Here is a 23,434-nt window from a genome sequence, read left to right as displayed (position 1 = left end):
TCATCCGACCTCGCGGGCGAGCAGGTCCGCCGTCGTCTCCCTGCGGATCAGTTCGCGGGCGCGGCCGTGTCGAACGGCGATGATCGGCGGCCGCCCGACAGTGTTGTAGGACGAGGCAAGGCTGTGATGGTAGGCGCCGGTGCACGGCATCGCGAGCACCTCGCCGGGGCGCAGGTCGGCAGGCAGCCGGACGTCGGCGGCGAGGATGTCGCCCGCCTCGCAGAAGCGACCGGCGACCGTCGCGGTCATCTGCGGACCGCACGGGTGGCGGCTGGCGACCACGACCTCGTAGCGCGCGCCGTAGAGCGCGACGCGCGGGTTGTCGCTCATCCCGCCGTCCACGGTGACGTAGGTGTGCCCGCCTTCGACGTGCTTGATCGAGAGCACTCGGTACAGCGTCACCCCGGCCCTGGCGACGACGGCGCGGCCGGGTTCCAGCGCGAGGACCGGGCGTGGGAAGTGGTGGCGGGCGCAGGCGGCGTCGAGGGCGTCCTCGAGGATGTCGGCGAGTTCGGCGAGATTCATGTCGGCCTCACCGGCGCGATAGGCCACCGCGTGACCGCCGCCGAGATCCAGTTGGGTCAGCACGACGCCGTGGTCTTGCCGCACCTGCGCCATCGCGGCGACCAAGCGCCGTACCGCCTCGCCGTAGTGATCCGGGTTGTAGATCTGCGAGCCCAGATGGCAGTGGAAGCCGACCAGGGTGAGGTTCGGTTGGCGCAGCACACGGTCGATCGCCTCGGCGGCCGAATCGCTGCCGAGGGGGAAGCCGAACTTCTGGTCGTGCACACCGGTGCGCACCGCGGGATGACCGTGGACATCGATGCCGGGGGACAGCCGCAGCAACACCTGCTGTGGCTTCGTGGCCAGGGCGGACAGCAGCGTGATCTCGGTGTGCGAGTCGATCACGATCCGGCCGACCCCGCTGCGCACGGCGGTGGCCAGTTCGTCGAACGACTTTCCGTTGCCGTGCAGGACGATGCGCGCGGGGTCCACACCGGCCGCCAGCGCGACGGCCAGTTCGCCCGCCGAGCACACGTCGACCGAAAGGCCTTCCTGGGTAACCCAATCCAGCACCGACCGGGTCATCAGGGCCTTGCCCGCGTAGATGATCTCGGCCTCGGGAAAAGCTTTGCGATAGGCCCGGCAGCGGGACCGTACCTCCTGCTCGTCCAGGACGTAGGTGGGCGTCCCGTACTGATCGGCGATGTCGGCGAGGGCGACGCCGCCGAGGGTGATCCCGCCGTCGCCGTCGTAGTGCGTGTCTCGCGGCCAGACCGCGGCATCCAGGCGCGAAGGTGATCCCGACCGCAATGACGGGAGGATGTCGAGCAGCGTCACGATGTTCTCCTGGGTCGCCCCCGCTTTCTCGAATTGCGGGGCCGATGCCAGGACTACGCCGGGGGCGGGGCCGGTGGGCCGGTCATTTGCGGATCCTTGACCACCGTGCGTCGCTTCTTGACAGCTCGCTGACGCGGCTGGCTCAGCTGCCGAGTTTCTTGTAGAACGCGCCGGCGATGGGAGCGGTGACCGCGCGCGGGCCGTACTGTCCCGCCACACTCATTCCCTTGCTGATCAGGCCGGGGACAACGCGCATCTTGTTGCGGGCGAGCGCGTCGATGGACACCTTCGCGGTGGCTTCCGAGGAGACCCACATGAAGTCGGGCACCATCCGGTCGACGATGGAGGCGTCGGCGGGATCCGGGGTCTCGGTGCGGACCGGGCCGGGCGCGAGCAGGGTGACGTGCACCCCGGAGCCTTTCAGCTCGCCGCGCAGCGATTCGGAGAAGGTGTTGGCGAACGCCTTGCTCGCGGCGTAGGTGGCGTTGTTCGGGATCGGCATGTTGCCCGCGGCCGAGCCGCTGATCAGGATGCCGCCGCTGCCGCGGGCGAGCATGCCGGGCAACACGGCCAGCGTCAGGTCGTGCACGGCGACGGCGTTGAGCTCCATCTGCGCGCGCTCGTAGGCCGGGTCGAGTTCGGCGATCGCGCCGAAGGTCGCGATGCCCGCGTTGTTGCACAAGACGGCGATCTCGCGGGTCGCCAGTTCTTTCACCAGTACAGCGCGCTGCTCGCGGTCGGCCAGGTCGACCGCGCGCACCTCGGCGGTGATGCCGTGGGCCAGGGTCAGTCGCTGCGCGAGCTCGGTGAGCAGCTCCTCGCGGCGGGCGACCAGGATCAGCGAGTAGCCGCGGGCGGCGAGTTCGGCGGCGAGCGCGGTGCCGATGCCGGAGGAGGCGCCGGTGACGACCGCGCGGTTCTCGGAAGTGGGGGAGGGCAGGCTCACCCGATGCAGCCTAGGCGACGTGACCCGGTGGTCCGCCGCACGATCCCCGGCGGGGTTCCGTGCCGCGGTCACGGCGGCCGGGCGTCCGGGCCCGGCCGCCGCCCGCTCACAGCCGTGCGGCCAGCCGGGTGCCCTGGTCGATGGCTCGTTTGGCGTCCAGCTCGGCGGCCAGTTCGGCGCCGCCGATGAGGTGCGGGCTCATCCCGGCGGCGCGCAGCGGGGCCTCCAGGTCGCGCACGGATTCCTGGCCCGCGCAGACGATGACGTTGTCGACCGGGATCAATTGGGGCCGTTGTCGCTTCTCTCCGAAGCTGATGTGCAGGCCGTTGTCGTCGATGCGCTCATAGTTCACACCGCCGATCTGCTCGACGCCCTTGGCCTTCAGCGCGGCCCGATGCACCCACCCGGAGGTCTTGCCCAGGTCCTTCCCGAACGGAGTGGTCTTGCGTTGCAACAGAACGACTTCGCGCGCCGCCGGAGCCGGCCTGGGCGTAGTGAGCTGCCCGGGAACCTGCTCGTCGTCGGAGGTGACGCCCCACTCCTCCTTCCACTCGTCCAGCTTGAGGGCGGGATGCCCTTCCACGGTGAGGAATTCGCTGACGTCGTAGCCGATGCCGCCCGCGCCGATCACGGCGACGCGCTTGCCGACCGGCTTCTCCTCCCGCACCAGTTCGGCGTAGGACAGCACCATGGGGTGGTCGATACCGGGGATGTCCGGGATCCGCGGCTGTACGCCGGTGGCGAGCACGACCTCGTCGTAGCCGCCCGCGATGAGTTCTGCGGCGCCGACCCGCTTGTTCAGGTGCACCGTGACGCCGGTGAGCTCGAGCATCCGGGTGTAGTACCGGATCGACTCACTGAATTCTTCCTTGCCCGGGATGCGGCGGGCGATGTCGAACTGGCCGCCGATCTTGTCGTCGGCCTCGAACAGGTCGACGCGATGGCCGCGTTCGGCGAGGCTCACCGCCGCCGAGAGCCCGGCCGGGCCCGCGCCGACCACGGCGATGTGCTTGCTGCGGCGGGTCGGCAGCAGTTTCAGCTCGGTCTCGTGCCCGGCGCGCGGATTGAGCAGGCAGGACACCGTCTTGCGCTGGAAGGCGTGATCCAGGCACGCCTGGTTGCACGCGATGCAGGTGTTGATCTCGTCGACGCGATCCTGGGCGGCCTTGTTCACCCACTCCGGATCGGTGAGGAAGGGACGGGCCAGCGAAATCAGCTGCGCGTCACCGCGGGTCAAGATCTCCTCGGCCACCTCGGGCATGTTGATCCGGTTCGACGCGCACACCGGGATGGTCACCCGCGCGGTGATCTTCGCGGTGAATTCGACGAAGGCGGCACGGGGTACCGAGGTGACGATGGTGGGCACCCGCGCTTCGTGCCAGCCGATGTCGGTGTTGAGGATGTTCACCCCGGCGGCTTCGAGTTCCACGGCCAGCGCGACGATCTCGTCGAAGCTCTGTCCCTTCTCCACCAGTTCGGCCATGGACAGCCGGAACACGATGATGAAGTCCGGGCCGACCGCGGCGCGGGTGCGGCGCACGATCTCCACCGCGATCCGGCGCCGGTTCTCCGGGGAGCCGCCCCACGCGTCCGTGCGCTTGTTGGTGCGCGGCGCGAGGAACTGGTTGATGAAATATCCTTCACCGCCCATGATCTCGCAGCCGTCGTAGCCCGCGAACTGGGCCAGCTTCGCGCAGCGGGCGTAGTCGTCGATGGTGCGCTCGACGCCTTTGGCCGACAGCGCGCGCGGCCGGAACGGGTTGATGGGCGCCTTGATGGACGACGCCGACACACTGCCCGGCATGTAGGAGTAGCGACCCGCGTGCAGGATCTGGATGGCGATCTTGCCGCCGTGCTCGTGCACCGCTTTGGTGATCGCGCGGTGCCGGTACGCTTCGGTTTTGTTGGTCAGCTTGGCGCCGAAAGGCAGCAGCCAGCCTGCGCGATTCGGCGCGTAGCCGCCGGTGATGATCAGGCCCGCGCCGCCGCGTGCTCGTTCGGCGAAGTAGGCGGCCAGTTTGTTGGTGTCCCAGGCGCGGTCCTCCAGCCCGGTGTGCATCGAACCCATCACCACGCGGTTGCGCAGGGTGGTGAAGCCGAGATCGAGCGGCTCGAACAGATGGGGGAAGGAGCTCATGGGGCAGGTCGCCTTTCTCCGTCCGCGTGCGGGGCTGTCGCGCGCGGGTGTAGTGCTTGCAGAACTTCGTCGCACCATTCGACGAATCCGGCCTCCACGCGGATGCCCGCGCGCAGGACGAGGTACTGGTGCAGGGCCGTCCCGGCGAGCCGCTCGGGAGCGGGGAAGTCGTGTTTCTCGATGTGCCGGTACAGCTCGAGCCGCTGGGCGTGCTGGTCGCGGTGGCGGGCCACCTCCGCGCGCAACGCGGTGATGTCGCCGTACGCGGCGGCGCGGATCTTCACGGCGAGTTCGTTGCGCGGAGTGGCGGAATCGCTCGGTTCGGCGATCCAGCGCGCGAGTTCGGCGCGTCCGGTCTCGCTCACCGAGTAGACCTTCTTGTCCGGCCTGCCCTCCTGGATCACCGTCTCGCCGTCGACCCAGCCGGACTCCTCCATGCGCTTGAGGACGCGATAGATCTGCTGGTGGGTCGCGCTCCAGAAGTAGCCGATGGACTTGTCGAAGCGGCGCGCCAGCTCGTACCCCGAGCCGGCGCGCTCGGTCAGCGATACCAGCAACGCATGCTCGAGTGCCATGCGGTGAGGATAGCCGTGACACTCGGTACTATGCAACTAGGTGCATAAGTACCCTCCGTTTCGTCACGGCCGGACCCGATTTCGGCCCGCCTCGTCACCGTCTCGCGCATTAAGCTGCGCGGCATGACCGAGGTGAACGCCCAGGCGACAGTCGGGCAGGCCGCCGGGCGCGGGCAAGTGGTGGCGTGGGGGCTGTGGGATTGGGGATCTTCGGCATTCAACGCCGTGATCCTCACCTTCGTCTTCTCGGTGTATCTCACCGACAAGGTCGGCGACGATCTGCCCGGCGGTGTCTCCGCCAGCGCGTGGCTTGGGTGGGCGCTGGGCATCGCGGGCCTGATCGTGGCGTTGACCGCGCCGGTCAGCGGACAGCGCTTCGACGCGTCCGCGAAACGCAAGGGCTCGCTCGGTGCGCTGACCGCGCTGACCGTCGCGGCGATGACGCTGATGTTCTTCGTGCACGACGACTACCACGACCTGTGGTTCGGCTTGGCGCTGCTGGCGTTCGCGTCGGCCTGCTTCGAACTGGCGAACGTGCCGTACAACGCGATGCTGCGGCAGGTCTCCACGCCGCAGACCGTTGGCCGGGTCTCCGGATTCGGTTGGGCGATGGGTTATTTCGGCGGCATCTTGCTGCTGCTGATCTGCTATTTCGGCTTCATATCCGGCGAGGGAGACAACCGCGGGCTGCTCGGCGTGCCCACCGATCAGGGACTCAACATCCGGCTGGTCGCCGTGCTCGCCGCCGTCTGGTTCGCCGCCTTCGCGTTGCCGGTGCTGTTCGCGGTCCCCGAACTGCCACGGACGAACGCCGATCCCGGCGCGGCGAGCGCGGGATTCCTCGGCTCGTACCGGGTGTTGTGGCGTGACCTGCGCGAGCTGTGGCGCGTCGACCGGCGCACGGTCGGCTTCCTGGTGGCCAGCGCCGTCTTCCGGGACGGCCTCGCCGGGGTGTTCACCTTCGGTGCGGTGCTCGCCGTGCGCGTCTACGGGATCGCCGACTCGGATGTGCTGCTGTTCGGCATCGCGGCCAATGTCGTTGCGGCGCTGGGTGCGATCGTCGCGGGGCGCTTCGACGACCGGGCCGGGCCGAAGATCGTCATCGTGGTGTCCCTGGCCGCGATGCTGGTGTGCGGGCTGGCGCTGCTGGTGGTGTCCGGCCCACTGATGTTCTGGATCTTCGGCTTGCTGCTCACCGTCTTCGTCGGCCCGGCGCAGGCGGCGGCGCGCTCGTTCCTGACCCGCCTCGCGCCGCCGGGCCGGGAGGGGCAGCTCTTCGGCTTGTATACGACCACCGGGCGCGCGGTGTCCTTCCTCGCCCCGAGCCTGTTCGGCTTGTTCGTCTGGCTGTTCGGTTCGGACCGGGCGGGGATCGCGGGCCTGTTGGTCGTGCTCGCGGCCGGGCTCGCGGTGCTGCTGCCGGTGCGGTCACCGGATCCGGTCACGGTGCGCGGCGATGTCTAGGAGCCCCGGCCCGCCGAGTGAGTTCGGCGGATCCGGTCGCGGCGGGCGGCGGCGTCGAGGAGTCACGGCCCGCCGAGTGAGTTCGGCGGTGGATCAGCGCCGCTTCGGTGGCCGCCAGCCGCCCATGCCGAGTGCGATCAAACGCATCTGCTGGACGGTGCGGTCGATGATCGCCTGCTCGTCGCGCGGCGCGGCCGACACGTAGGCGGCGATCCCGTCGGTCACCGTGCTGACCATCAAATCGGCGGCGATCTCCAGGTCTCGTGGCGTCCAGGAGTCCAGGGCCCGGATGCGGGAGAGGTCGGCGACGAGCTCTCGGACGATCAGTTGGATCTCCCGGGCGATGGCCGTGCGCAAGGCGGCGGACCCGCCGTGGCGCTCCCTGGTGAGGAAGCCGAACAGCTCACGTTTGGGGCCCACTTGCGCGAACACGAAGCGGACCGTGTCCGACAGGCCCGCGTCGGCATTGCGGCGGACTTCGCGCAGCGCCAGCCGCAGCGCGGTGACGCCGTCGTCGACCAGCGTGGCGCCGAGGTCCTCCAGCGACGCGAAGTGCCGGTAGAACGCCGTCGGCACGATGCCGGCCGAGCGGGCGATCTCCCGCAGGCTGAGCGCGGCGAATCCGCGTTCGGCGGCCAGCGCGAGCGTGCCGTCCAGGAGCGCCTGCCTGGTCCGCTCCTTGCGTTCGCCTCGGGTAGCCGCCTGCTCACTCATCTCGGTGAGCATACATCCGTTCACCATTCGACCTATCCCCAGATGTAGTTCGAGTCACATGTTTCGCCGGTTGACACCTAGCCCCGGTCATCCGTCACACTAGTTGAGTGTACAGACGTGCACTGAAATTCCAGCCGCACGTCGTCAGTCCGACAAGAGGTACGGAGAACAAATGGTGGATCTCATCAACTTGGTGCAGACCCTGACCTCGCCGCACCCGCTGGATCGGTACCTCGAGCTGGTCCGCCCCACCCTCACGGTGCGGGACATGCGGGCCGAGATCACTCACGTGCGCCGCTCGGCGCCCGGCTCGGTGACGCTCACGCTGCGCCCCACCCGGCACTGGCAGGGCCACGTCGCCGGACAGTACGTCCAGATCGGCGTGGTGATCGACGGCGTGCGGCACACGCGGTGCTACTCGCCGGTGAACCCGGAAGGCGGTCGGGATCGTCATATCGAGCTGACCGTGAAAGCGCATCCGGACGGTTTGGTGTCGCAGTACCTGTACCGTCACGCCGCCCCCGGCATGGTGGTCGACCTGGCACCCGCCGACGGCGTGTTCCGGCTGCCCGAGTCGCGGCCGCGGCGCGTCCTGCTGATCAGCGGTGGCAGCGGCATCACGCCGGTGCTGTCCATGCTGCGCACGCTCGCCGCGGAGGACCATTCGGGCGAGGTCGTCTTCCTGCACTACGCCAAGTCGCCCGCAGTGCTGCCGCACCGAGCGGAACTGGACGCGATCGCTGCACGGCATCCGAACTTCCGCATCGAGCTGCGCTATCCGCATCGCATGCCGGATCTGGCGCCGCGGGCGGATTCCGGTGCGCCGTGGGTGGATCTCGCCCGGCCGAAGGGCAGCGGGTACTTCGACTACGACGAACTGGAGCGCGTCGCGCCTTGGTTCGCCGACGCGCAGACCTTCGTCTGCGGCCCGCCGTCGCTGATGGACGCGGTGCGCACGGTCTATCAGGCCGAGCAACTCGAGGACCGGCTGCACTCCGAGGAGTTCACGCTGTCGGTCGCGCCGGTGGACGCCGCCGACGCACACGGCACCGTCAGTTTCTCGGCCAGCGGCGTGAGCGCCGACAACACTGGAGCCACGTTGCTCGAGCAAGCCGAATCCGCCGGTCTCACGCCCGAGTACGGCTGCCGCATGGGGATCTGCTTCTCCTGCACAGCGGTGCGCCGCTCCGGCTGCACGCGCAATCTGCGCACCGGCGAGACCGACACCGACCCCGACCAGCCGATCCAGCTGTGCATCAGCGCGCCGGTCGGCGACGTCGACATCGACATCTGATTCACGAAGGGGAGCCAATTATGACCATCCTGACCGAAACCGAGAACGGACCGCTGGTCCTGAGCCCGGACCAGATCGAGGAACTCGGCCGTGAACTCGACGAGCTGCGCGCGGCCATCGTCGCCGACCTCGGCGAGCGCGACCGGGAATACCTGTACTCGATCATCAAGGCGCAGCGGGGATTCGAGATCGCCGGGCGCGGCCTGATGTATCTCGGCTTCCTTCCGCCCTTCTGGCTGGCCGCCGTGGCGGCGCTGAGTGTGTCGAAGATCCTGGACAACATGGAGATCGGCCACAACGTCATGCACGGCCAGTACGACTGGATGCGCGAGCCCGGCCTGAACTCCCGCGTGTTCGAATGGGACACGGTCTGCCCGGCCGACCAGTGGAAGCACTCGCACAACTACCTGCACCACACCTACACCAACATCCACAACAAGGACCGCGACATCGGCTACTCCATCCTGCGCATGGACGAGGCGCAGGAGTGGAACGTGCTCCGGCTCGGCCAGCCGCTATACGCCTTCGTGCTCATGATGCTGTTCGAGTGGGGTGTGATGGGCCACGACCTCGAGGTCGAGCACATCCTGGCGGGTAAGAAGAAGTGGCCGGAGGTCAAGAACCTGATCCTCGGTCAGTGGCGCAAGGCGGGCAAGCAGGTGCTCAAGGACTACCTGGTGTTCCCCGCGCTGACCGGACCGCTGTTCTTCCACACGCTGGCGGGTAACGTCACCGCCAACCTGGTGCGCAACGTGTGGGCCTTCGCCATCATCTTCTGCGGTCACTTCCCGGCCGGCGTACAGACGTTCACCGAGGAGGAGACCGCGGACGAGACCCGCGGCGAGTGGTACATCCGGCAGATGCTCGGCTCGGCCAACATCACCGGCAGCAAGCTGTTCCACATCATGTCCGGGAATTTGTCGCATCAGATCGAACACCATCTGTTTCCCGATCTGCCCGCGAGCCGTTATCCGGAGATGGCGCCTACGGTCCGCGCACTGTGTGAAAAGTACGGTTTGCCGTACAACACCGGCTCGCTCGGTAAGCAGATCGGCTCGGTATGGAAGAAGATTTTCAAGCTGGCACTTCCGCCGCGCTGGGTCGAGAGCGAACCGTCCCCCGGTGTTATCGTGATGCGTCAGCGAAAGGCGAGCGAAGCGGGCGTGTGAATGATCGGGAAATTCGAGAGCAACAAGGATCTCATTCAGGAATTGACGTCTTCCGGTGCCAGGCACGTCGGCAATATCGCCAACATCATCACGGGGACGGTCGCCGAGGTCACCAAGGAGATCGGTGAGTGGATCACCGACGCCATCGAGATGAACGAGGCGGCGGCCGCGGCGCGCCGGGACGCGGAGGCACAGCGGGATCTCGATCGTGACCTCGACACCGAGACCGAGGTCACGGTCACGAAACCGCGGGCGGACGCGACGGAGGCGTTCCTCGACGCCGAAGTCGTCGAGCCGGGCGTCGACGAGCCGCGCTGATCACCAGACCGGCAGCCTGCGCCGATGCTCGATGACGTCGGTGATCAGATCCTGATAGCCGTCGACCAGCTCGGCCAGCCTGGACCACTGCAGGTGGGCCTCACCGCCCGCCTGCCCCGGGTGCGGCCCGGTCGTGATCTCGTCGTCCAAAGAGTGTCGGGCCGAAACCCATTTGGCCGCGATTCGGTCGATGACCGCGCCGAGTGTCTCGGTATGCAGGGAGGCGCCCTCTCGGTGCTGCACGTTCTCCGCCACCCATGCGTCGATCCGCCCGATCCATTCCGCGCGGCAGCCGTCGATGTCCTCCACTTGCTGGGTGCAGGCGGCGACGCGGGTGCTGGATGCCTCCGGGGCGTGTGATCGCTCGAGTGCCCGCTGCCGTCGCTCATGGCAGTCGACGAGCTTCCGCGCGGCGTGCAGCACGCTGTGCCGGTGCTGGTTCTCGCCGGGTTCGCGAATCGCGCGAAGCAGTGCGGCGGGCGGCGGCAGCTCTTGGGCTCCGAAACTGCGCTGAGCGTATTCGGTGGGCATGACATACCTCTGCGACACGACGAATCCTGGATGCGCCAGGGCCGAGGGGGATTTCGGGGAGGGGCGCCCCTCGGCTCCGGCGCAGTCCCGCACCCGGATGCCATCCCGCGTTCCACCAGCACGGCAGAGAAACCGGGAAATCCGCGACGATGCGGGAGAAGACGGTCCGAGAAATCAGGACACTTTCAGGAAAGCGCGGTAACCGAAGCCGCGCAATACTCTGGTCTGTGAATCCGAAAGCTGCCGGGAAATCGTTATATTCCGTTACGGATCGGTCACCCGGACCGGCGCTCGGCGGTGCGTTCTCGAAATTGTCGAGCGTATGAGCAGCAACCGATTCGGTGCGTGCGCTGCGCGCCACCGCCGCATGGGCTAGCCTCGGTATTCGTGCCCGCCTACGTGTCATCGCCGGAGCTGACATTCGGCTTCATGTTCGCGCTGGAAGACCCTGAGCGAATCGCGGAGGTCGTGCGTGATCTGATCGTCCGCAAGACCGTCTCGGTCTTCCGTCTCGCCCGGCTGTCCGACGACGACGGCCCGCCGGAGCGCTACGTGGTCAACTGGGCGGTCATCCCGCAGATCTCGATCACCACCGCCGCGCCGGACGAGGAGGAGCTGCGAACCACCCGTACCATGCTGGTCAACGCTTTTCTCAGTGAGGGTGGCGAGGTCAGCCTGTATTCGGCGCAGTCGAGCGGACCGGCCTGAGGCGGACCGTCCCGGAGGCGCACATCCAGGACGGTCCGATCGATCACCCGACCGGTAGCGGTGCGTCGAGCCGTCCGGAGCGGGCGAGCGCGAACAGCCCCGCCGCCGCGGCTGCTCCCACGGCGACGAGCGCGGCCCACGCCAGTGCGCTCATCCCGGCCTCGCGCGTGCGGTCCAGCAGCGTTCCGATGCCCAGATTCCCGAGCAGGATGCCGATACCGACGATGGTGTTGTAGAGGCCGTAGTGCGTCGCCACCAGGCGGTTGCCCGACAACGCGACCACGGTGTCCATTTCGAACGGAAAGACCGCTGCCGCACCGATTCCCAGCGCGACCGCGGTCAACAGCAGTGCGCCGATCGCGGGCCCCACGCCGAAGCCGGTGCCCGGGATCACCACCAGCGGCACGAACGCGGACGCGAGTATCGCCATGCCGAGCGCCAGGCTGTGCGCGCGGCCCCACCGCTGCCCGAACCAGCGGGTGATGCGCAGTTGCCCGGCGATCGCGATCAACCCGGACAGTACGAACACCGCCGTCATCAGCACGGTGGCCGAGTCGCCCGCGATCCGTGCGGCGTGCACCGGCAACGCCAGGTAGACCTGGAAGGCCAGGACCGAGGAACTGATCATCGCCGCGGCGAACAGCAGGAACGGGCGGTTGGCCAGCACCACGCGCCAATCGTCCAGCACCGAGGTGGTTTTCGGCTCGGCGCGGTGCTGCGGCAGCGCGCGTAACTGGGCCAGCGTCAGCACGCCGAACACCACCGCGGCGCCCGTGGCGGTCGCGCGGAAGTCGACGGCCATCAGCGCGAGCCCGGCGATCGGGCCGAACAGTATGCCCGCCTGGTAGAAGACGTTGAACACGGCGAACGCCTCCACCCGGCGCTCGCCCGAGTCGACCGCCAGATACGCGCGGACCGCCGGGTTGAACAACGCGCCCGCGAAGCCGGTCGCGGCCGAGGCCACCAGCAGCGCGGGCAGCGTGTCCGCGACCGCGAGCAGCGCGAAACCGCCGGTGCGCAGCAGGCATCCGGTCACGATGAGCGGCTTGTAGCCGAGGCGATCGGCCAGCGTGCCGCCGACGAGGAACATGCCCTGCTGGGAGAAGTTGCGGATACCGAGGACGAGCCCGACCGCCCACGCGGCCAGCCCGAGCGGACCGGCCAGGTAACCGGCCAGGTAGGGCATCAGCATGTAGAAGCCGGTGTTGATGGCGAACTGATTGACCATCAGCATGCGGCTGGGGCGGTTGAAGCCGCGGAAGGTGGCGATCAGGTCGGTCATCGCGTCCGCTCCTTCCTGGCGTCACGGGGATCGACGACCGTCGTGCACCGGGTCCAGGAGAGCGCGACGGCGTCGGACGGATGCGCGATGCGCAGCGGTGCGGTGGGTGGTGCGACGTCGAGCAAGCCGTGCTCGCGGCAGTAGTCGTCGTTGTACACCGTGTCGAAGTAGCGCAGCGGTCCGTCGGGAAAGACCGCGGCGATCCGCGTGGCCGGATCGCCGGTGCGGGCGAGCCAGCCCGCGACCAGGGCGACCGCGCCGACGCTCCAGCCGCCGCTGGCGTGGTGTGTCGCGGCGAGTCTGCGGCAGGCCCAGACCGCCTCCGCGGGCGCGACCCAGTGCACCTCGTCGAACGCCGAATAGTCGACGTTGTCCGGGTGGATACTCGAACCCAGCCCGCGCATCAGCCGTGGCCCCGCGGGCTGTCCGAAGATCGTGGACGCCACCGTGTCGACGCCGACCAAGCGCAGGTGCGGAAAGTATCGGCGCAGCGTGCGGGTGATCCCCGCGGAATGGCCGCCGGTGCCGACCGAGCAGACCAGGACGTCGATCCTGCCCAGCTGGGCGACCAACTCGAGCGCCAGGGTCTCGTAGGCGTCCTGGTTGTCGGGGTTGCGGTACTGGTCCGGGCACCAAGCCCGCGGATCGCGCGCCAGCAGTTCGGCGACGCGGTCGCGCCGCGCCTGCTGCCAGCCGCCGGTGGGGTGCGGCTCGGTGACCAGTTCCACCCGCGCGCCGTAGGCCGCGAGCATCCGGTGCATGAGCGGTTCCAAGCCGGGGTCGGTGACCAGCGTGACCGGGTGGCGATACACCATTCCCGCCAGCGCCAGGCCCAGACCGAGCGTGCCGCTGGTGGATTCGATGATCGGAGCGCCAGGTGCGAGCGCACCGCGCGCGATGGCGCGCTCGACCATGTGCAGCGCGGGCCGGTCCTTCATGCCGCCGGGGTTGGCGCCCTCCAGCTTGGCCCAGAAGCCGAGGCCGTCCGGTCGCGTTGTGCCGCCGAGCGGTTCGGTGATCCAGAGCACGGGCGTGTTGCCCACCATGGTCGCCGGACGCGGACAGCGCTGGGCCGCCGTCAGGAGACTCGCCGGGCTCGCGAGCGGGGTCGTCTCCGGTTCGCGCGGAGCGGGATCGGGCACAGCCGGGTTCTGCAGCGCAGAAGTCATAGGGAATCGTCGATTCTGTGCGGTCGCTGTCGCAGCGACGGTGTGAGTGCGGACTTCGCACGAACACCGGCCGGGCCCCGGCAGGCTCCGGCCTGACGCTGACCGATCAGTTCCGATCGATGCCGAATCGAGTGAGTCTGTCTCTGCCCGGATATACCGGGAGGGTCGCGACCGGGGGTGCGCGCACGCCGCCCCCGAGCGCGGACCCAGGGGCCGCGAGCAGCACCGACACGGACGCGATCAACAGCAACAGCAGCAGCGAGACAGCGCGCGGCAGGGCGGCGAGCACACCATCGGCGGGCACATGCCGGTCCGGTTCGGCGGCGTGCTGATGCCGGTCGACGAGGATCGCCGGGGAGACGATAGAGGCCACGACGGGCCCGGACGCTTCGATGTGGGCGTGTGACGCGACAGCGTGGCCGAAGACATGGCATTGGGGCACCGCCATGGCGACCACCCAGACGGTGTACGTGAGAGCCACGATCATCCGGATCACCGGTAGCCGCAGCGCGCCGAACGTCACGCTGTCCGATGGTACAAGTTCGCCCGCGCGACGATCCGCGGGCGGGAACGACGATGCGGTCGCGGTGCGGGTGATATCGGCTGCGGCACAACGCCGGTCGTTTGCCGAAGACCGAATGCACCCCGATTCGTTGGCATGTCGGTATCAGATGGTGCCGTTCGCCGGCGGCCGAATACGCGACAATCAGGACACCTACTGGTTGTGGCATGGATCACAGCAACCGTAAGGAGCGTTGCTCATGGAACTCGAGAAGCCCGTCACGCCGCCCAGCCCGATTCGTGTTCGAGGCGATCTGGACTCCGCGCTGTCGCGGTGGCTGTGGCTGGTCAAGTGGCTACTGGCGATTCCGCACTACGTCGTGCTGTTCTTCCTACACATCGCGTACGCCGTGCTCACGGTGGTGGCCTTCTTCGCCATCCTGATCACCGGCAAGTACCCGCGGGGACTGTTCGACTTCAACGTGGGCGTCATGCGCTGGGGATGGCGGGTGACTTTCTACGCGCTCTCGGTACTGGGCACCGACAAGTACCCGCCGTTCAGCCTGCAACCGAACGCGGACTACCCGGCCGACCTGGAGATCGACTATCCGGAGACCTTGCACCGCGGCCTGGTGCTGGTGAAGTGGTGGCTGCTCGCCATTCCGCACTACCTGATCGTCGGCGCGGTGCTCAGCGGCGGCATCGCGATCGCGGGGAGCGACGGTGACGACTGGGGCGGCGGCTCGATCTCGTTGCTGAGCATCCTGCTGATCGTCGCGTTGATCGGGTTGCTGTTCACGGCGCGCTACCCGCAGGGCATCTACGACTTCGTGATGGGCGTCAATCGCTGGATCATCCGCGTGCAGGCCTATGCCGGTTTGATGCGGGACGAGTACCCGCCCTTCCGGCTCGACCAGGGCGCTCGCGAGCCCGACTGAACCGGTACCGAATCCGCCCGCCTGTTCAGCGGGCGGATTCGTATATCCGCCGGACGACGTCCTCGATCTCGGGCTCCTCGATCGACAGGTCCCGCACTTCGGCGCGCTCCGACACCGCGGCCAGCAATTGCGCGGCCGTGATCTGCTCGGGATCGAAGGCCAGCCGCTGCCGCATACCGTCGCCTTCGGTGCCGAGCAGCTGGGCGCAGCGTAGATCGTCGAGGTCGGGCGCCGGTTCGGCCAGGTCGACCACCAGTACCCGGCGCGCGCCGACGGTGGCCGCCAGGCCGGTCAGCGACCCGTCGTACACCAAGTGTCCGTGATCCACGACGAGCACACGCTCGCAAAGCCTTTCGATATCGCCCATATCGTGGGTGGTGAGCAGCAGGGTCGTACCGCGCTCGGCCCGCTCCGTGCGCAGGAACTCGCGCAGCCGTTGTTTGGACAGCACATCGAGGCCGATCGTGGGCTCGTCCAGGATGACCAACTCGGGCGAATGCAGCAGTGCCGCGGCGACTTCCGCGCGCATGCGCTGGCCCAGCGAGAGCTGGCGCACCGGTGTGTCGAGTGTGTCGGCCATTTCCAGCTGCTCGATCAGTTCGTGCGCGCGCTTGCGCGCGGCGCCCGGCTCCAACCGGTGGATCGCGGCGAGGATCGAGAACGACTCGCGCAGGGGCAGATCCCACCACAGTTGCGAGCGCTGGCCGAACACCACGCCGATCCGCCCGGCCAGTTCACGTCGCTGCCGCACGGGATCCAGCCCGCAGGTGCGCACGGTGCCCGCGGTGGGGACCAGGATGCCGGTGAGCATTTTGATCGTGGTGGACTTGCCCGCGCCGTTGGCGCCGATGTAGCCGACGGCGGCGCCCCGCTCGATCCGGACGGTCATCCCGTCGACGGCGGTGAGCGTCTCGCGGCGCCTGCGCCAGCGGCGGCCGTTTTTGCGATACAGGATGAACTGCCTGGTGAGGCTCTCCATGTCGATGATCGCCTCCGGGCTGCCCGTGCTCATCCGCCGCCTCCCTGGTAGTGCCGAGTGCCCGATCGCCACAAACCCAGCGCCAGCAGCCAGACCCACAGTGCCGCCGCCGGGGTGAGCCAGGCCAGCCAGGCGGGCAGCAGCGGAGGGCCGGGCAAGCCGAGCAGCGCGAGGGTGGGCAGATAGGCCGTGAACGAGACCGGAATCGCGAACCCGAACAGCAGCCGCATGGGGGTGGGGAACACCGACGCCGGTTGCGTCGCCGCGAACGAGCCGCCGTAAGTGAAACTGTTGGTGAGCTCGGAGCCGTCGATCAGATAGAACTGCAATCCGGCGGCGCAGACGAACACCCCGCCGAACAGTGCGATACCGCCGACCAGCGTGAGTGCGAGCAGCGCGGCCGTGGTCGAACTCCAGGCGATGTCGTTGCGTGCCGCACCGGTCACCAGCGCGACGACCGAGACCGAGGCGCGAGCGAACCGGCGCAGGGAGATGTCGCTGGTGATCAATTGCAGCAGCAGTGGTTGCGGCCGCAGGTGGTAGGCGTCGAGCTGGCCCATCCGGATCAGCACCGGCAGCGTGTCGAGGTGGCCGAAAAGCACCTGGGACAGCGCGAAACTCGTGTTGCTCAACCCGAACAGAAGCAGTGCGCCGTCCAGGTCGAGGCCGCCGAGGACGCGTGCGGTGCGGAAGATGAGCCACACCTCGGCCAATTCGACCAGGCCCACCAGAAATGCGCTCAGAAGCTCACTGGCGAACGACAACCGGTAGCTGCGCTGCGCCCGGATCCTGGAGCGCAACACGGCCACGTAGGGCGTCGACCACGACTCGGTGCGCGGGGCAACGATGTCACCCACCCTGCACCTCCAGCCTGCGCCGGCCCGCGACGAGCAGCACGCGTCCGGCGATCGCGGTGACCACCACCCAGAACACTTGGATCCCGACGACCGAGAGTGCTTCCGCGCCGGTGATCCGTCCCGAGAGCACGTCGATCGGAGATTGCAGAATCGACGGGAAAGGCGTGGCCGCCGCGATGGCGCCCAGCCACGATGGGAACATGTGCACCGGCACGAACAGTCCGGCCAGAAACGTGCCCGCGGCGTAGTACAGCACCCGGATGCCGCGGGTTTCCACGACCCAGAATCCGATCAGCACCACGAGGAACCGGCACAGGAACGAGATGACCACCGCCAGCAGGACACTCACCGCTCCGAGCAGGTAGGGACCGGGCGTGACCGGCATCGCCAGCCCGAAGGTGAGCGTGCCCACCAGCACGCTCGGCACTCCGCGCGGCAGGAAGGTGCACGCCGCGCGCCCGAGATCATCGGCGAGATAGCCGCATTGGATGTCGACCGGGCGCAGGAAGTCGATCGCGATGTCGCCGTTCTTCACCCGATCGTCCAGCGGTCCCAGCGGTCCCATGAACTGCACCGCGCCGAGCAGCCCCTGGGAGAGCCACACGTAGGCGCCGACGCTGCCCCGGTCGTACCCGCCGAAGTCGCCCGCGGCATCCACCGCCGCGGCGAGGACGGCCGCGCGGACGAACCCGAACACGCAGTTGGTGAACAGCCCCGCGAACATGGCCATTTTGTATTGCCACTGTCTGCGGAATCCTGCGCCCACGAGGGATGTGTAGAGGGCGACGGCGCTGCGAAATCGTTCCCTGACGGCACGCTGTCCGCCCCCCTCCGGTCTGCCGCGCACAAGGAGTTGACTCTACTGGCCGCGGCGCGGAGCGGGAAAGGCTTCGGCGCGTTTTGAAGAAAAGGCCACATCCGGGCCGCGTCGATGTTAGAAACACTCTCACTTCAGATTGTGGAGCGCTCGCGCACGACGAGTAAGGAACGCCGATGACCGTCGCCGAGATGACTGTTTTCGAGGCACTCGAATCGAACGTGCGCGGGTACTGTCGCTGCTGGCCCGCCGTCTTCGACACCGCCAGCGGAGCGTGGTTGCGCGACGAGAACGGCAAGGAGTACTTGGATTTCTTCGCGGGCGCGGGCTCGCTCAACTACGGCCACAACAACCCCGTACTCAAGCGGGCGCTGCTCGACTACATCGCCGGGGACGGCATCACCCACGGGCTGGACATGTCCACCGTCGCCAAGCGGCGGTTGCTGGAAGTGTTGCGCGACAACGTCCTCGCCCCGCGCGGGCTGGATTGGAAAGTCCAGTTCCCCGGGCCGACCGGAGCCAACGCGGTCGAGGCCGCGTTGAAGCTCGCGCGCAAGGTGACCGGGCGGCAGACCGTGCTGAGCTTCACCAACGCTTTCCACGGGATGTCGCTGGGCGCGCTGGCGGTGACCGGGAACGCCGCGAAGCGGTCGGGTGCAGGGGTGTCGCTCGGGCACGCGATGCCGATGCCATACGACGGGTATCTCGGTGTCGCCGACGATCTGCTGTGGATGCGTAAGGCGCTGGATGATCCGTCATCGGGGTTGGACAAGCCTGCGGCGGTGATCGTGGAGACGGTGCAGGGCGAAGGCGGCATCAATGTGGCCCGGGCGGAGTGGTTGCGCGGACTGGCCGAATTGTGTTCGGCCCGCGGCATTCTGTTGATCGTCGACGACGTGCAGATGGGTTGCGGCCGTACCGGGCCGTTCTTCTCTTTCGAGGTCGCCGGGATCACGCCCGATATCGTGACGTTGTCGAAGTCGATCGGCGGCTACGGTCTGCCGATGGCGTTGGTGTTGTTTCGGCCGGAGCTCGATCAGTGGGCGCCCGGTGAGCACAATGGCACCTTCCGGGGCAACAACGCGGCGTTCGTGACGGGGCGTGTCGCGCTCGAGCACTATTGGTCGGATTCCGCACTGGAACTCGCGACCGTCGCCAAGGGGGAGCGGATCGCGCGAGCCCTGGGCGAATTCGTCTCGACCTTCCCCGGAGTCTCGACGCGGGGGCGGGGCCTGGTGCACGGCGTCGCGTTCGAGGACACGTCTCTCGCGGAAAAGGTCGGCCGGGCCGCTTTCGATCGTGGCTTGCTCGTGGAGACGTCCGGTTCGATGGACGAGGTGATCAAATTGATGCCGCCCCTGACGATCGCCGACGACGAGATCGACCACGGCATCCGGCTATTGGCGGCAGCGATGGAAGCGGTGTGCGGATGAAGGCTTTCCGTACGTGTTGCAAAACTATCTCAGCGATGCCCGCGTGGCGGTGAGGAGCGAGTAATCGCGCTGCGACGAAGGCAAAAGAGTCGCGACACTGTACTAATCCGGACGCAACAGTCCGGTGGTGTCCTGGTAGCCATGCGAATGCCCTCCTGGCTCGGGAAGAGCAAGACAACCAGCAGCATCTACGACCAGATCGGCGGTCACGCGGCACTCGAGGTCGTCGTGGAAGATTTCTATACCCGCGTGCTCGCCGACGGTGAACTGGCCGGATTCTTCACCGGCACGAACATGTCGCGCTTGAAGGGAAAACAGGTCGAGTTCTTCGCCGCGGCCCTCGGCGGTCCCATCCCGTACACCGGTGCTCCGATGAAGCAGGTACACCAGGGCCGGGGTATCACCATGCAGCACTTCGGCTTGGTAGCGGGGCATCTGGAGGCGTCGCTCACCGCGGCGGGCGTGCCCGCCGATCTGGTCGCCCAGATCCTGGGCGCCATCGCCCCGCTGGCCGACGACATCGCCTCGTCGACCGCGACGATCTAGCCGCCGGGTCCGGTGGCGTGCCCGCTTCCGGTGGCGGGCAGGCGGGCTCGGCGACTGCGGTCCGCGCCCTACGCCGTAGTCGCCGCACTTTTCGGGTCCTGGCGGTTGCGCACCACGGTGTGATTCACGCGCGTTCGAAGGCGTCGACTATGTGGCCGACGAGGCCGGGGAATCGGGCCTCGATATCGTTGCGGCGCAGTGATGTCCAGCGCTTGGTGCCTTCGTCTCGCTGGTGGATCAGGCCGGCTTCGCGTAGGACACGGAAGTGATGGCTGAGCGTCGAGGGCGCGACATCCACGGGAAAGGTGCCGCAAACCCGCTCCGGCCCGGTCCACAGCGTCCGCACGATCGTCATTCTGGTCCGGTCGGACAGCGCGTGCAGGATGTCGAGGAGGTCCAGCTCGGCGACGTCGGGGTGCCGCGGTGGGGCCGTGTTCCGTTGCGATCGGGCCATGTGCGCACTCCCTCCTCCTTGGTGAAACCAGGCTACCGTGCTTATTCTATGTTCGACGAACATCGAACATCGAATAAGGGGTCCTCATGCGGGCAGTGCAGCTGACCGGTCCGGCGCCGGATGCCACCACGACGCGGGTCGTCTCGACCGACGAGCCGCGCCCGGGTCCGGGCGAGCTGGCGATCGAGGTCGCCTACGCAGGTATCAACTTCATGGATGTCATGGCGCGACGCGGCGACGCGGGATATGCCTCCGGCTGGCCGTACACGCCCGGGCTGGAGGTGGCGGGCCGGGTGCGCGCGCTCGGCGCGGGGGTCGACCGTTTCGCCGTCGGAGACCGCGTCGCCGCGTTGACCCGCGCGGGCGGGCTGGCCGAGGTCGCACTCGCTTCCGCCGACGTGGTCACCGCGGTACCCGCCGCCGTACCGCTACCGGTCGCGGCCGCCGCGCCGCTCGTGCTGTCGACCGCCACGTTGTTGCTGCGCGATGCCGCCCGGCTGCGGCCCGGCGACTCGGTGCTCATGCACTCGGCCAGCGGGGGAGTCGGCCACGCGGTCGCGCGACTGGCGGCCGCCGAGGGCGCGGGCCCGCGGTTGGGCACGGTGGGCAGGCCGGACAAGATCGCGGACGGGCTCGCGGCGGGGTGGGATGTCGTCACCGCGCGCGGCGAGGATGTCGTCGCCGCGGTGCGGGCCGCGGCCCCGGGCGGGGTGGACGTCATCCTCGATCCGACCGGTACCGCGAATCTCGAGCTCGACCTGGAACTGGCCGCGCCCGGTGCGCGAATCGTGCTGTTCGGCAACGCGACCGGTGGCACGCCCACGCCGTTGCCGCCGTTGGCCCGGCTCATCGGCGGCAACGTCGCCCTGATCGGGTTCAGCATCAGCCGGCTGCGGGACACGGTGCCGCACAGAGTCGCCGCGGCCCTCGCCGACGGTCTGGCCAAGGTCGGTGACGGCGGACTGGAACTGCCGGTGACGGTGGTCGACTCGCTGGACCGGGTCGCTGAAATACACGATCTGCTTGCCACTGGACGAGGTTCCGGCAAGTACGTCGTCGCGATCGGCGGCGAGTGAGGCTTCGGTGATCTCGGCTCGAGACACGGACCTAGACGAAGTGCTCGATGTGCGGGAACCCGGCCCAGCCGGGATCACCGGTGTGCACGAACGCAGCGCAGGCCTGCTGCACCTTCATGGTCAATCGCCGCAGGTCGGCCGGGTCCGCGCCGGCCAGCATCGGCGCCGTGCGCCAGGCCTCGAGACGGCCGAACACGAAGGGTAGGTCGATGCAGTGGCAGGCTCGGAACAGGCTGTCCGGCGGAGACCAGTCGAACCGGAAAGCGAAGGCCGATCGGGTCGGCAGGCCGTCGAGGCCGAAGAACCGTTCGGTCAGCTCCGCAGGCCCGTCGGGGAAGAACGCGCGGGCTTCGTCGCGGGTCGTGCCGACCAGCATCGGCAGGTCATGGGGCAGTCCGCCCACCAGGTCGGCGGACACCCCGCCCGCGGCGACCAGTTGGAACGGCGGTGTCACGTCCAGCGGTACGGCCCGCCGCCGGGCCAGCTCTCCCTGCGCGGACAGCAATCGGCCGATCGACACGGCCCGTAGCCGATCCGCCTTCTCGGGGTGCAGGCCGAGTACCTCGAGGAATTGCCGCCCGATCCCGGCGGCCGCGGCCGGGGCGTACGGCCGCGTCCCTATCGGCGTGCTCTGCAGGATGACCTGCCGGAACAGCCCTACACCGGCCGGGTGGCGGAGCAGTGCGAGCGCCGACAGCGCCCCGGCCGACTGACCTGCCAGCGTGACGCGTCTCGGGTCGCCGCCGAACGCCGCGATGTTCTCCCGCACCCAGCGCAACGCCGCGACCTGGTCCAGCAAGCCCACATTGGGCGGGCCGTATTCCGGCGCCAAGTACAGGTACCCCAATGCGCCGAGCCGGTAGTTGACCGTGACGACCACCATCCGCCCACGCTCGGCCAACAGGGAGCCGTCGTACCAGGCTTCGGCGCCCGAACCGCTGGAGAACCCGCCGCCGTGCAGCCAGACCAGCACCGGCAGCCCGGTGCCGCCCGGTGTCCATACGTTCAGCGACAGGCAGTCCTCGCTTCGGTCGAGAGCACTGCCCGGCCCCATCACCCGTTCCAGCCGCGAGCGTGGCTGTGGAGACGCCGGACCCGGCCGCCGAGCATCGCGTATCCCGGTCCAGGCGGCAGCGGGCCCCGGCGCGGCGAACCGCGCGGCCCGGCCGAACGGGATGCCGCGAAACGCGGTCACCGACCCGCTGCTGACACCGCGCAATGCCCCGGCGGGCGCGTGTACCAGTTCGTTCATCGCTCATGCCGCCAGGAAGGCGACCGCCCCGCCGCGGGCCTCGGCAGCCCCGACAAAGAATCCCCCGGGCAGCTCGCGCACGGTGAAACCGTTGCCAACCACCAGTTTCCGCGCGGCGTCGAGATCGGCGACGGCGACGGCCTGGCCCGCGAGGTAGGGCAGTGCGGGCACCGGCTCCCCGGGCAGGACCGCCTCGAAGTCGGAGACCGCGACGATCTCCATCCGGCCCACTGTCAGCGGCAGGACCGTCAGCGGCGGCTCGGTCAGCGGCCGGACGTCGAGGATGCGGGCGTAGCGGTCGACGGTCGCCGCCAGTTCCGTGTCGTCCACGACGAGCAGCACGCTGTGCAAGTGGGTGGCGCCGTTGGCGTGGTCCAGGTAGCGGGACTGATGGATCAGTTCGGGCGTCAGATGCCGGGCGACGTGGATCAGCCCCTCGGGGGTCAGCGCGCGGTCGAGGTGCACCGCCTCGAACCGCGCGGTCGCCGGGCCGTCGGGGGTGTCCACGTCGCGTTGCAGCGGCAGCACCCCGGACGACGACAGATCGGCCGCGCGCAGCCGGCGCTCGACCGCTTCGGCGTCCGCGCAGCCGAACGAGCAGCCGTGCAGACCCTCGTATTGTGCGATCAGGGGCCGGATCTGCCACGGATCGACCGAACCGTCCCCGAACAGCCCGAGCAGTTCCAGGTAGGTCGAGCCGAACAGCGCGCACCGGTTGCCCGCACCCATCGGTTTGCGCTCACCACCGGGCCGATCCGAGCCCATGTGCATGGACAGCGGCGTGAGGGTGAAGCCGAGCGCCTCGTATGTTCCGGCGGTGGCATCCATGTCGGTGGTGTAGAGGACGGAGTGGTCGATGCGATCGATGTCGGTCATGCCCAAAAGGCTGGGCCGCCGTGGGGCACCTGTTCCAGTCACCGCCCCGTTGATTGC

Annotated in this window: 24 protein-coding genes; 9 read left to right on the top strand and 15 right to left on the bottom strand. The window is 68.5% G+C overall.

What is annotated here, in order from left to right; genetic code table 11:
• The 4 genes from lysA to AB0L97_RS15825 form a co-directional block, all read right to left on the bottom strand.
• Positions 1 to 1,341 (bottom strand): diaminopimelate decarboxylase, encoded by a 1,341-nt coding sequence (lysA, locus tag AB0L97_RS15840; RefSeq protein ID WP_364429763.1) that lies wholly within the window; start codon positions 1,339 to 1,341, stop codon positions 1 to 3.
• Between the two features lie 142 nt (positions 1,342 to 1,483).
• Positions 1,484 to 2,287 carry a mycolate reductase gene (gene cmrA / locus AB0L97_RS15835; RefSeq protein WP_355075865.1) on the bottom strand — a complete coding sequence of 268 codons (804 nt, stop codon included), beginning with the start codon at positions 2,285 to 2,287 and terminating at the stop codon, positions 1,484 to 1,486.
• 106 nt (positions 2,288 to 2,393) lie between these two features.
• Positions 2,394 to 4,424: an NADPH-dependent 2,4-dienoyl-CoA reductase gene (locus AB0L97_RS15830; RefSeq protein ID WP_364429759.1), complete on the bottom strand. Its 2,031-nt coding sequence runs from the start codon at positions 4,422 to 4,424 to the stop codon at positions 2,394 to 2,396.
• Complete coding sequence (locus AB0L97_RS15825) at positions 4,421 to 4,999, bottom strand: PadR family transcriptional regulator (RefSeq protein ID WP_355075869.1); 579 nt, start codon at positions 4,997 to 4,999, stop codon at positions 4,421 to 4,423. Before AB0L97_RS15825 ends, AB0L97_RS15830 begins: the two co-directional genes overlap by 4 nt.
• Positions 5,000 to 5,122: 123 nt before the next feature.
• On the opposite strand from AB0L97_RS15825, the gene AB0L97_RS15820 reads away from it, so the two are divergent.
• On the top strand, positions 5,123 to 6,463 hold the full coding sequence (locus AB0L97_RS15820) for an MFS transporter (RefSeq protein WP_364429755.1): 1,341 nt from the start codon (positions 5,123 to 5,125) through the stop codon (positions 6,461 to 6,463).
• A 93-nt stretch (positions 6,464 to 6,556) separates the two neighbouring features.
• Here AB0L97_RS15820 and AB0L97_RS15815 read toward each other — a convergent pair whose 3' ends face one another.
• Positions 6,557 to 7,177 carry a TetR family transcriptional regulator gene (locus AB0L97_RS15815; protein WP_355075873.1) on the bottom strand — a complete coding sequence of 207 codons (621 nt, stop codon included), beginning with the start codon at positions 7,175 to 7,177 and terminating at the stop codon, positions 6,557 to 6,559.
• A gap of 172 nt (positions 7,178 to 7,349) precedes the next feature.
• On the opposite strand from AB0L97_RS15815, the gene AB0L97_RS15810 reads away from it, so the two are divergent.
• Genes AB0L97_RS15810 through AB0L97_RS15800 form a run of 3 tightly spaced genes read left to right on the top strand, consistent with a single transcriptional unit; the run spans position 7,350 to position 9,958 of the window.
• The gene (locus AB0L97_RS15810; protein ID WP_355075875.1) at positions 7,350 to 8,471 is read left to right on the top strand and encodes a ferredoxin reductase; all 1,122 of its coding nucleotides are present in this window, start codon (positions 7,350 to 7,352) and stop codon (positions 8,469 to 8,471) included.
• A gap of 20 nt (positions 8,472 to 8,491) precedes the next feature.
• Positions 8,492 to 9,640 (top strand): acyl-CoA desaturase, encoded by a 1,149-nt coding sequence (locus AB0L97_RS15805; RefSeq protein WP_355075877.1) that lies wholly within the window; start codon positions 8,492 to 8,494, stop codon positions 9,638 to 9,640.
• Complete coding sequence (locus tag AB0L97_RS15800; RefSeq protein ID WP_355075879.1) at positions 9,641 to 9,958, top strand: hypothetical protein; 318 nt, start codon at positions 9,641 to 9,643, stop codon at positions 9,956 to 9,958.
• Here the strand turns inward: AB0L97_RS15800 and AB0L97_RS15795 are convergent, their stop codons facing one another.
• Positions 9,959 to 10,507: a DUF4254 domain-containing protein gene (locus AB0L97_RS15795; protein ID WP_364429749.1), complete on the bottom strand. Its 549-nt coding sequence runs from the start codon at positions 10,505 to 10,507 to the stop codon at positions 9,959 to 9,961.
• 369 nt (positions 10,508 to 10,876) lie between these two features.
• On the opposite strand from AB0L97_RS15795, the gene AB0L97_RS15790 reads away from it, so the two are divergent.
• A complete protein-coding gene (locus tag AB0L97_RS15790; protein ID WP_355075883.1) occupies positions 10,877 to 11,197 on the top strand; it encodes a hypothetical protein in 321 nt (106 codons plus the stop codon).
• 43 nt (positions 11,198 to 11,240) lie between these two features.
• Here AB0L97_RS15790 and AB0L97_RS15785 read toward each other — a convergent pair whose 3' ends face one another.
• The 3 genes from AB0L97_RS15785 to AB0L97_RS15775 form a co-directional block, all read right to left on the bottom strand.
• A complete protein-coding gene (locus tag AB0L97_RS15785) occupies positions 11,241 to 12,479 on the bottom strand; it encodes an MFS transporter (protein WP_364429745.1) in 1,239 nt (412 codons plus the stop codon).
• Positions 12,476 to 13,648 carry a PLP-dependent cysteine synthase family protein gene (locus AB0L97_RS15780; protein ID WP_364429742.1) on the bottom strand — a complete coding sequence of 391 codons (1,173 nt, stop codon included), beginning with the start codon at positions 13,646 to 13,648 and terminating at the stop codon, positions 12,476 to 12,478. Before AB0L97_RS15780 ends, AB0L97_RS15785 begins: the two co-directional genes overlap by 4 nt.
• A gap of 106 nt (positions 13,649 to 13,754) precedes the next feature.
• Positions 13,755 to 14,171 carry a hypothetical protein gene (locus AB0L97_RS15775; RefSeq protein ID WP_355075889.1) on the bottom strand — a complete coding sequence of 139 codons (417 nt, stop codon included), beginning with the start codon at positions 14,169 to 14,171 and terminating at the stop codon, positions 13,755 to 13,757.
• A 238-nt stretch (positions 14,172 to 14,409) separates the two neighbouring features.
• On the opposite strand from AB0L97_RS15775, the gene AB0L97_RS15770 reads away from it, so the two are divergent.
• Positions 14,410 to 15,087 (top strand): DUF4389 domain-containing protein, encoded by a 678-nt coding sequence (locus AB0L97_RS15770; RefSeq protein ID WP_355075891.1) that lies wholly within the window; start codon positions 14,410 to 14,412, stop codon positions 15,085 to 15,087.
• 25 nt (positions 15,088 to 15,112) lie between these two features.
• Here AB0L97_RS15770 and AB0L97_RS15765 read toward each other — a convergent pair whose 3' ends face one another.
• Genes AB0L97_RS15765 through AB0L97_RS15755 form a run of 3 tightly spaced genes read right to left on the bottom strand, consistent with a single transcriptional unit; the run spans position 15,113 to position 17,689 of the window.
• Positions 15,113 to 16,099: an ATP-binding cassette domain-containing protein gene (locus AB0L97_RS15765; protein WP_355075893.1), complete on the bottom strand. Its 987-nt coding sequence runs from the start codon at positions 16,097 to 16,099 to the stop codon at positions 15,113 to 15,115.
• Positions 16,096 to 16,923, bottom strand: a complete 828-nt coding sequence (locus AB0L97_RS15760) for an ABC-2 family transporter protein (RefSeq protein WP_364429736.1) — start codon at positions 16,921 to 16,923, stop codon at positions 16,096 to 16,098. The genes AB0L97_RS15765 and AB0L97_RS15760 overlap by 4 nt, the downstream gene beginning before the upstream one ends.
• Positions 16,916 to 17,689: an ABC-2 family transporter protein gene (locus AB0L97_RS15755; RefSeq protein ID WP_355075897.1), complete on the bottom strand. Its 774-nt coding sequence runs from the start codon at positions 17,687 to 17,689 to the stop codon at positions 16,916 to 16,918. Before AB0L97_RS15755 ends, AB0L97_RS15760 begins: the two co-directional genes overlap by 8 nt.
• A 227-nt stretch (positions 17,690 to 17,916) precedes the next feature.
• Here AB0L97_RS15755 and ectB point away from each other — a divergent pair, with 227 nt between their 5' ends.
• Both ectB and AB0L97_RS15745 read left to right on the top strand, forming a co-directional pair.
• Positions 17,917 to 19,173, top strand: coding sequence for a diaminobutyrate--2-oxoglutarate transaminase (gene ectB / locus AB0L97_RS15750; protein WP_364429732.1), 1,257 nt, complete (start codon positions 17,917 to 17,919; stop codon positions 19,171 to 19,173).
• 147 nt (positions 19,174 to 19,320) lie between these two features.
• Positions 19,321 to 19,719: a group 1 truncated hemoglobin gene (locus tag AB0L97_RS15745; protein WP_355075990.1), complete on the top strand. Its 399-nt coding sequence runs from the start codon at positions 19,321 to 19,323 to the stop codon at positions 19,717 to 19,719.
• A gap of 124 nt (positions 19,720 to 19,843) precedes the next feature.
• Here AB0L97_RS15745 and AB0L97_RS15740 read toward each other — a convergent pair whose 3' ends face one another.
• Positions 19,844 to 20,173 carry a metalloregulator ArsR/SmtB family transcription factor gene (locus AB0L97_RS15740; protein ID WP_356968276.1) on the bottom strand — a complete coding sequence of 110 codons (330 nt, stop codon included), beginning with the start codon at positions 20,171 to 20,173 and terminating at the stop codon, positions 19,844 to 19,846.
• An 86-nt stretch (positions 20,174 to 20,259) separates the two neighbouring features.
• On the opposite strand from AB0L97_RS15740, the gene AB0L97_RS15735 reads away from it, so the two are divergent.
• The gene (locus AB0L97_RS15735) at positions 20,260 to 21,249 is read left to right on the top strand and encodes a zinc-binding alcohol dehydrogenase family protein (protein ID WP_364429728.1); all 990 of its coding nucleotides are present in this window, start codon (positions 20,260 to 20,262) and stop codon (positions 21,247 to 21,249) included.
• Between the two features lie 31 nt (positions 21,250 to 21,280).
• On the opposite strand, the gene AB0L97_RS15730 is transcribed toward AB0L97_RS15735, so the two are convergent.
• Together AB0L97_RS15730 and AB0L97_RS15725 are read right to left on the bottom strand one after the other, a co-directional pair.
• The gene (locus AB0L97_RS15730; RefSeq protein ID WP_364429725.1) at positions 21,281 to 22,501 is read right to left on the bottom strand and encodes a carboxylesterase family protein; all 1,221 of its coding nucleotides are present in this window, start codon (positions 22,499 to 22,501) and stop codon (positions 21,281 to 21,283) included.
• Between the two features lie 3 nt (positions 22,502 to 22,504).
• Positions 22,505 to 23,377 carry a VOC family protein gene (locus AB0L97_RS15725; RefSeq protein WP_364429722.1) on the bottom strand — a complete coding sequence of 291 codons (873 nt, stop codon included), beginning with the start codon at positions 23,375 to 23,377 and terminating at the stop codon, positions 22,505 to 22,507.
• Positions 23,378 to 23,434 lie beyond the last annotated feature (57 nt).

This window comes from Nocardia sp. NPDC051911 (genome assembly GCF_040681035.1).
Lineage (GTDB): Bacteria > Actinomycetota > Actinomycetes > Mycobacteriales > Mycobacteriaceae > Nocardia > Nocardia sichangensis.
Note: the sequence above shows the minus strand (reverse complement) of the source record. Positions and strands in the feature narration are given on the sequence as shown.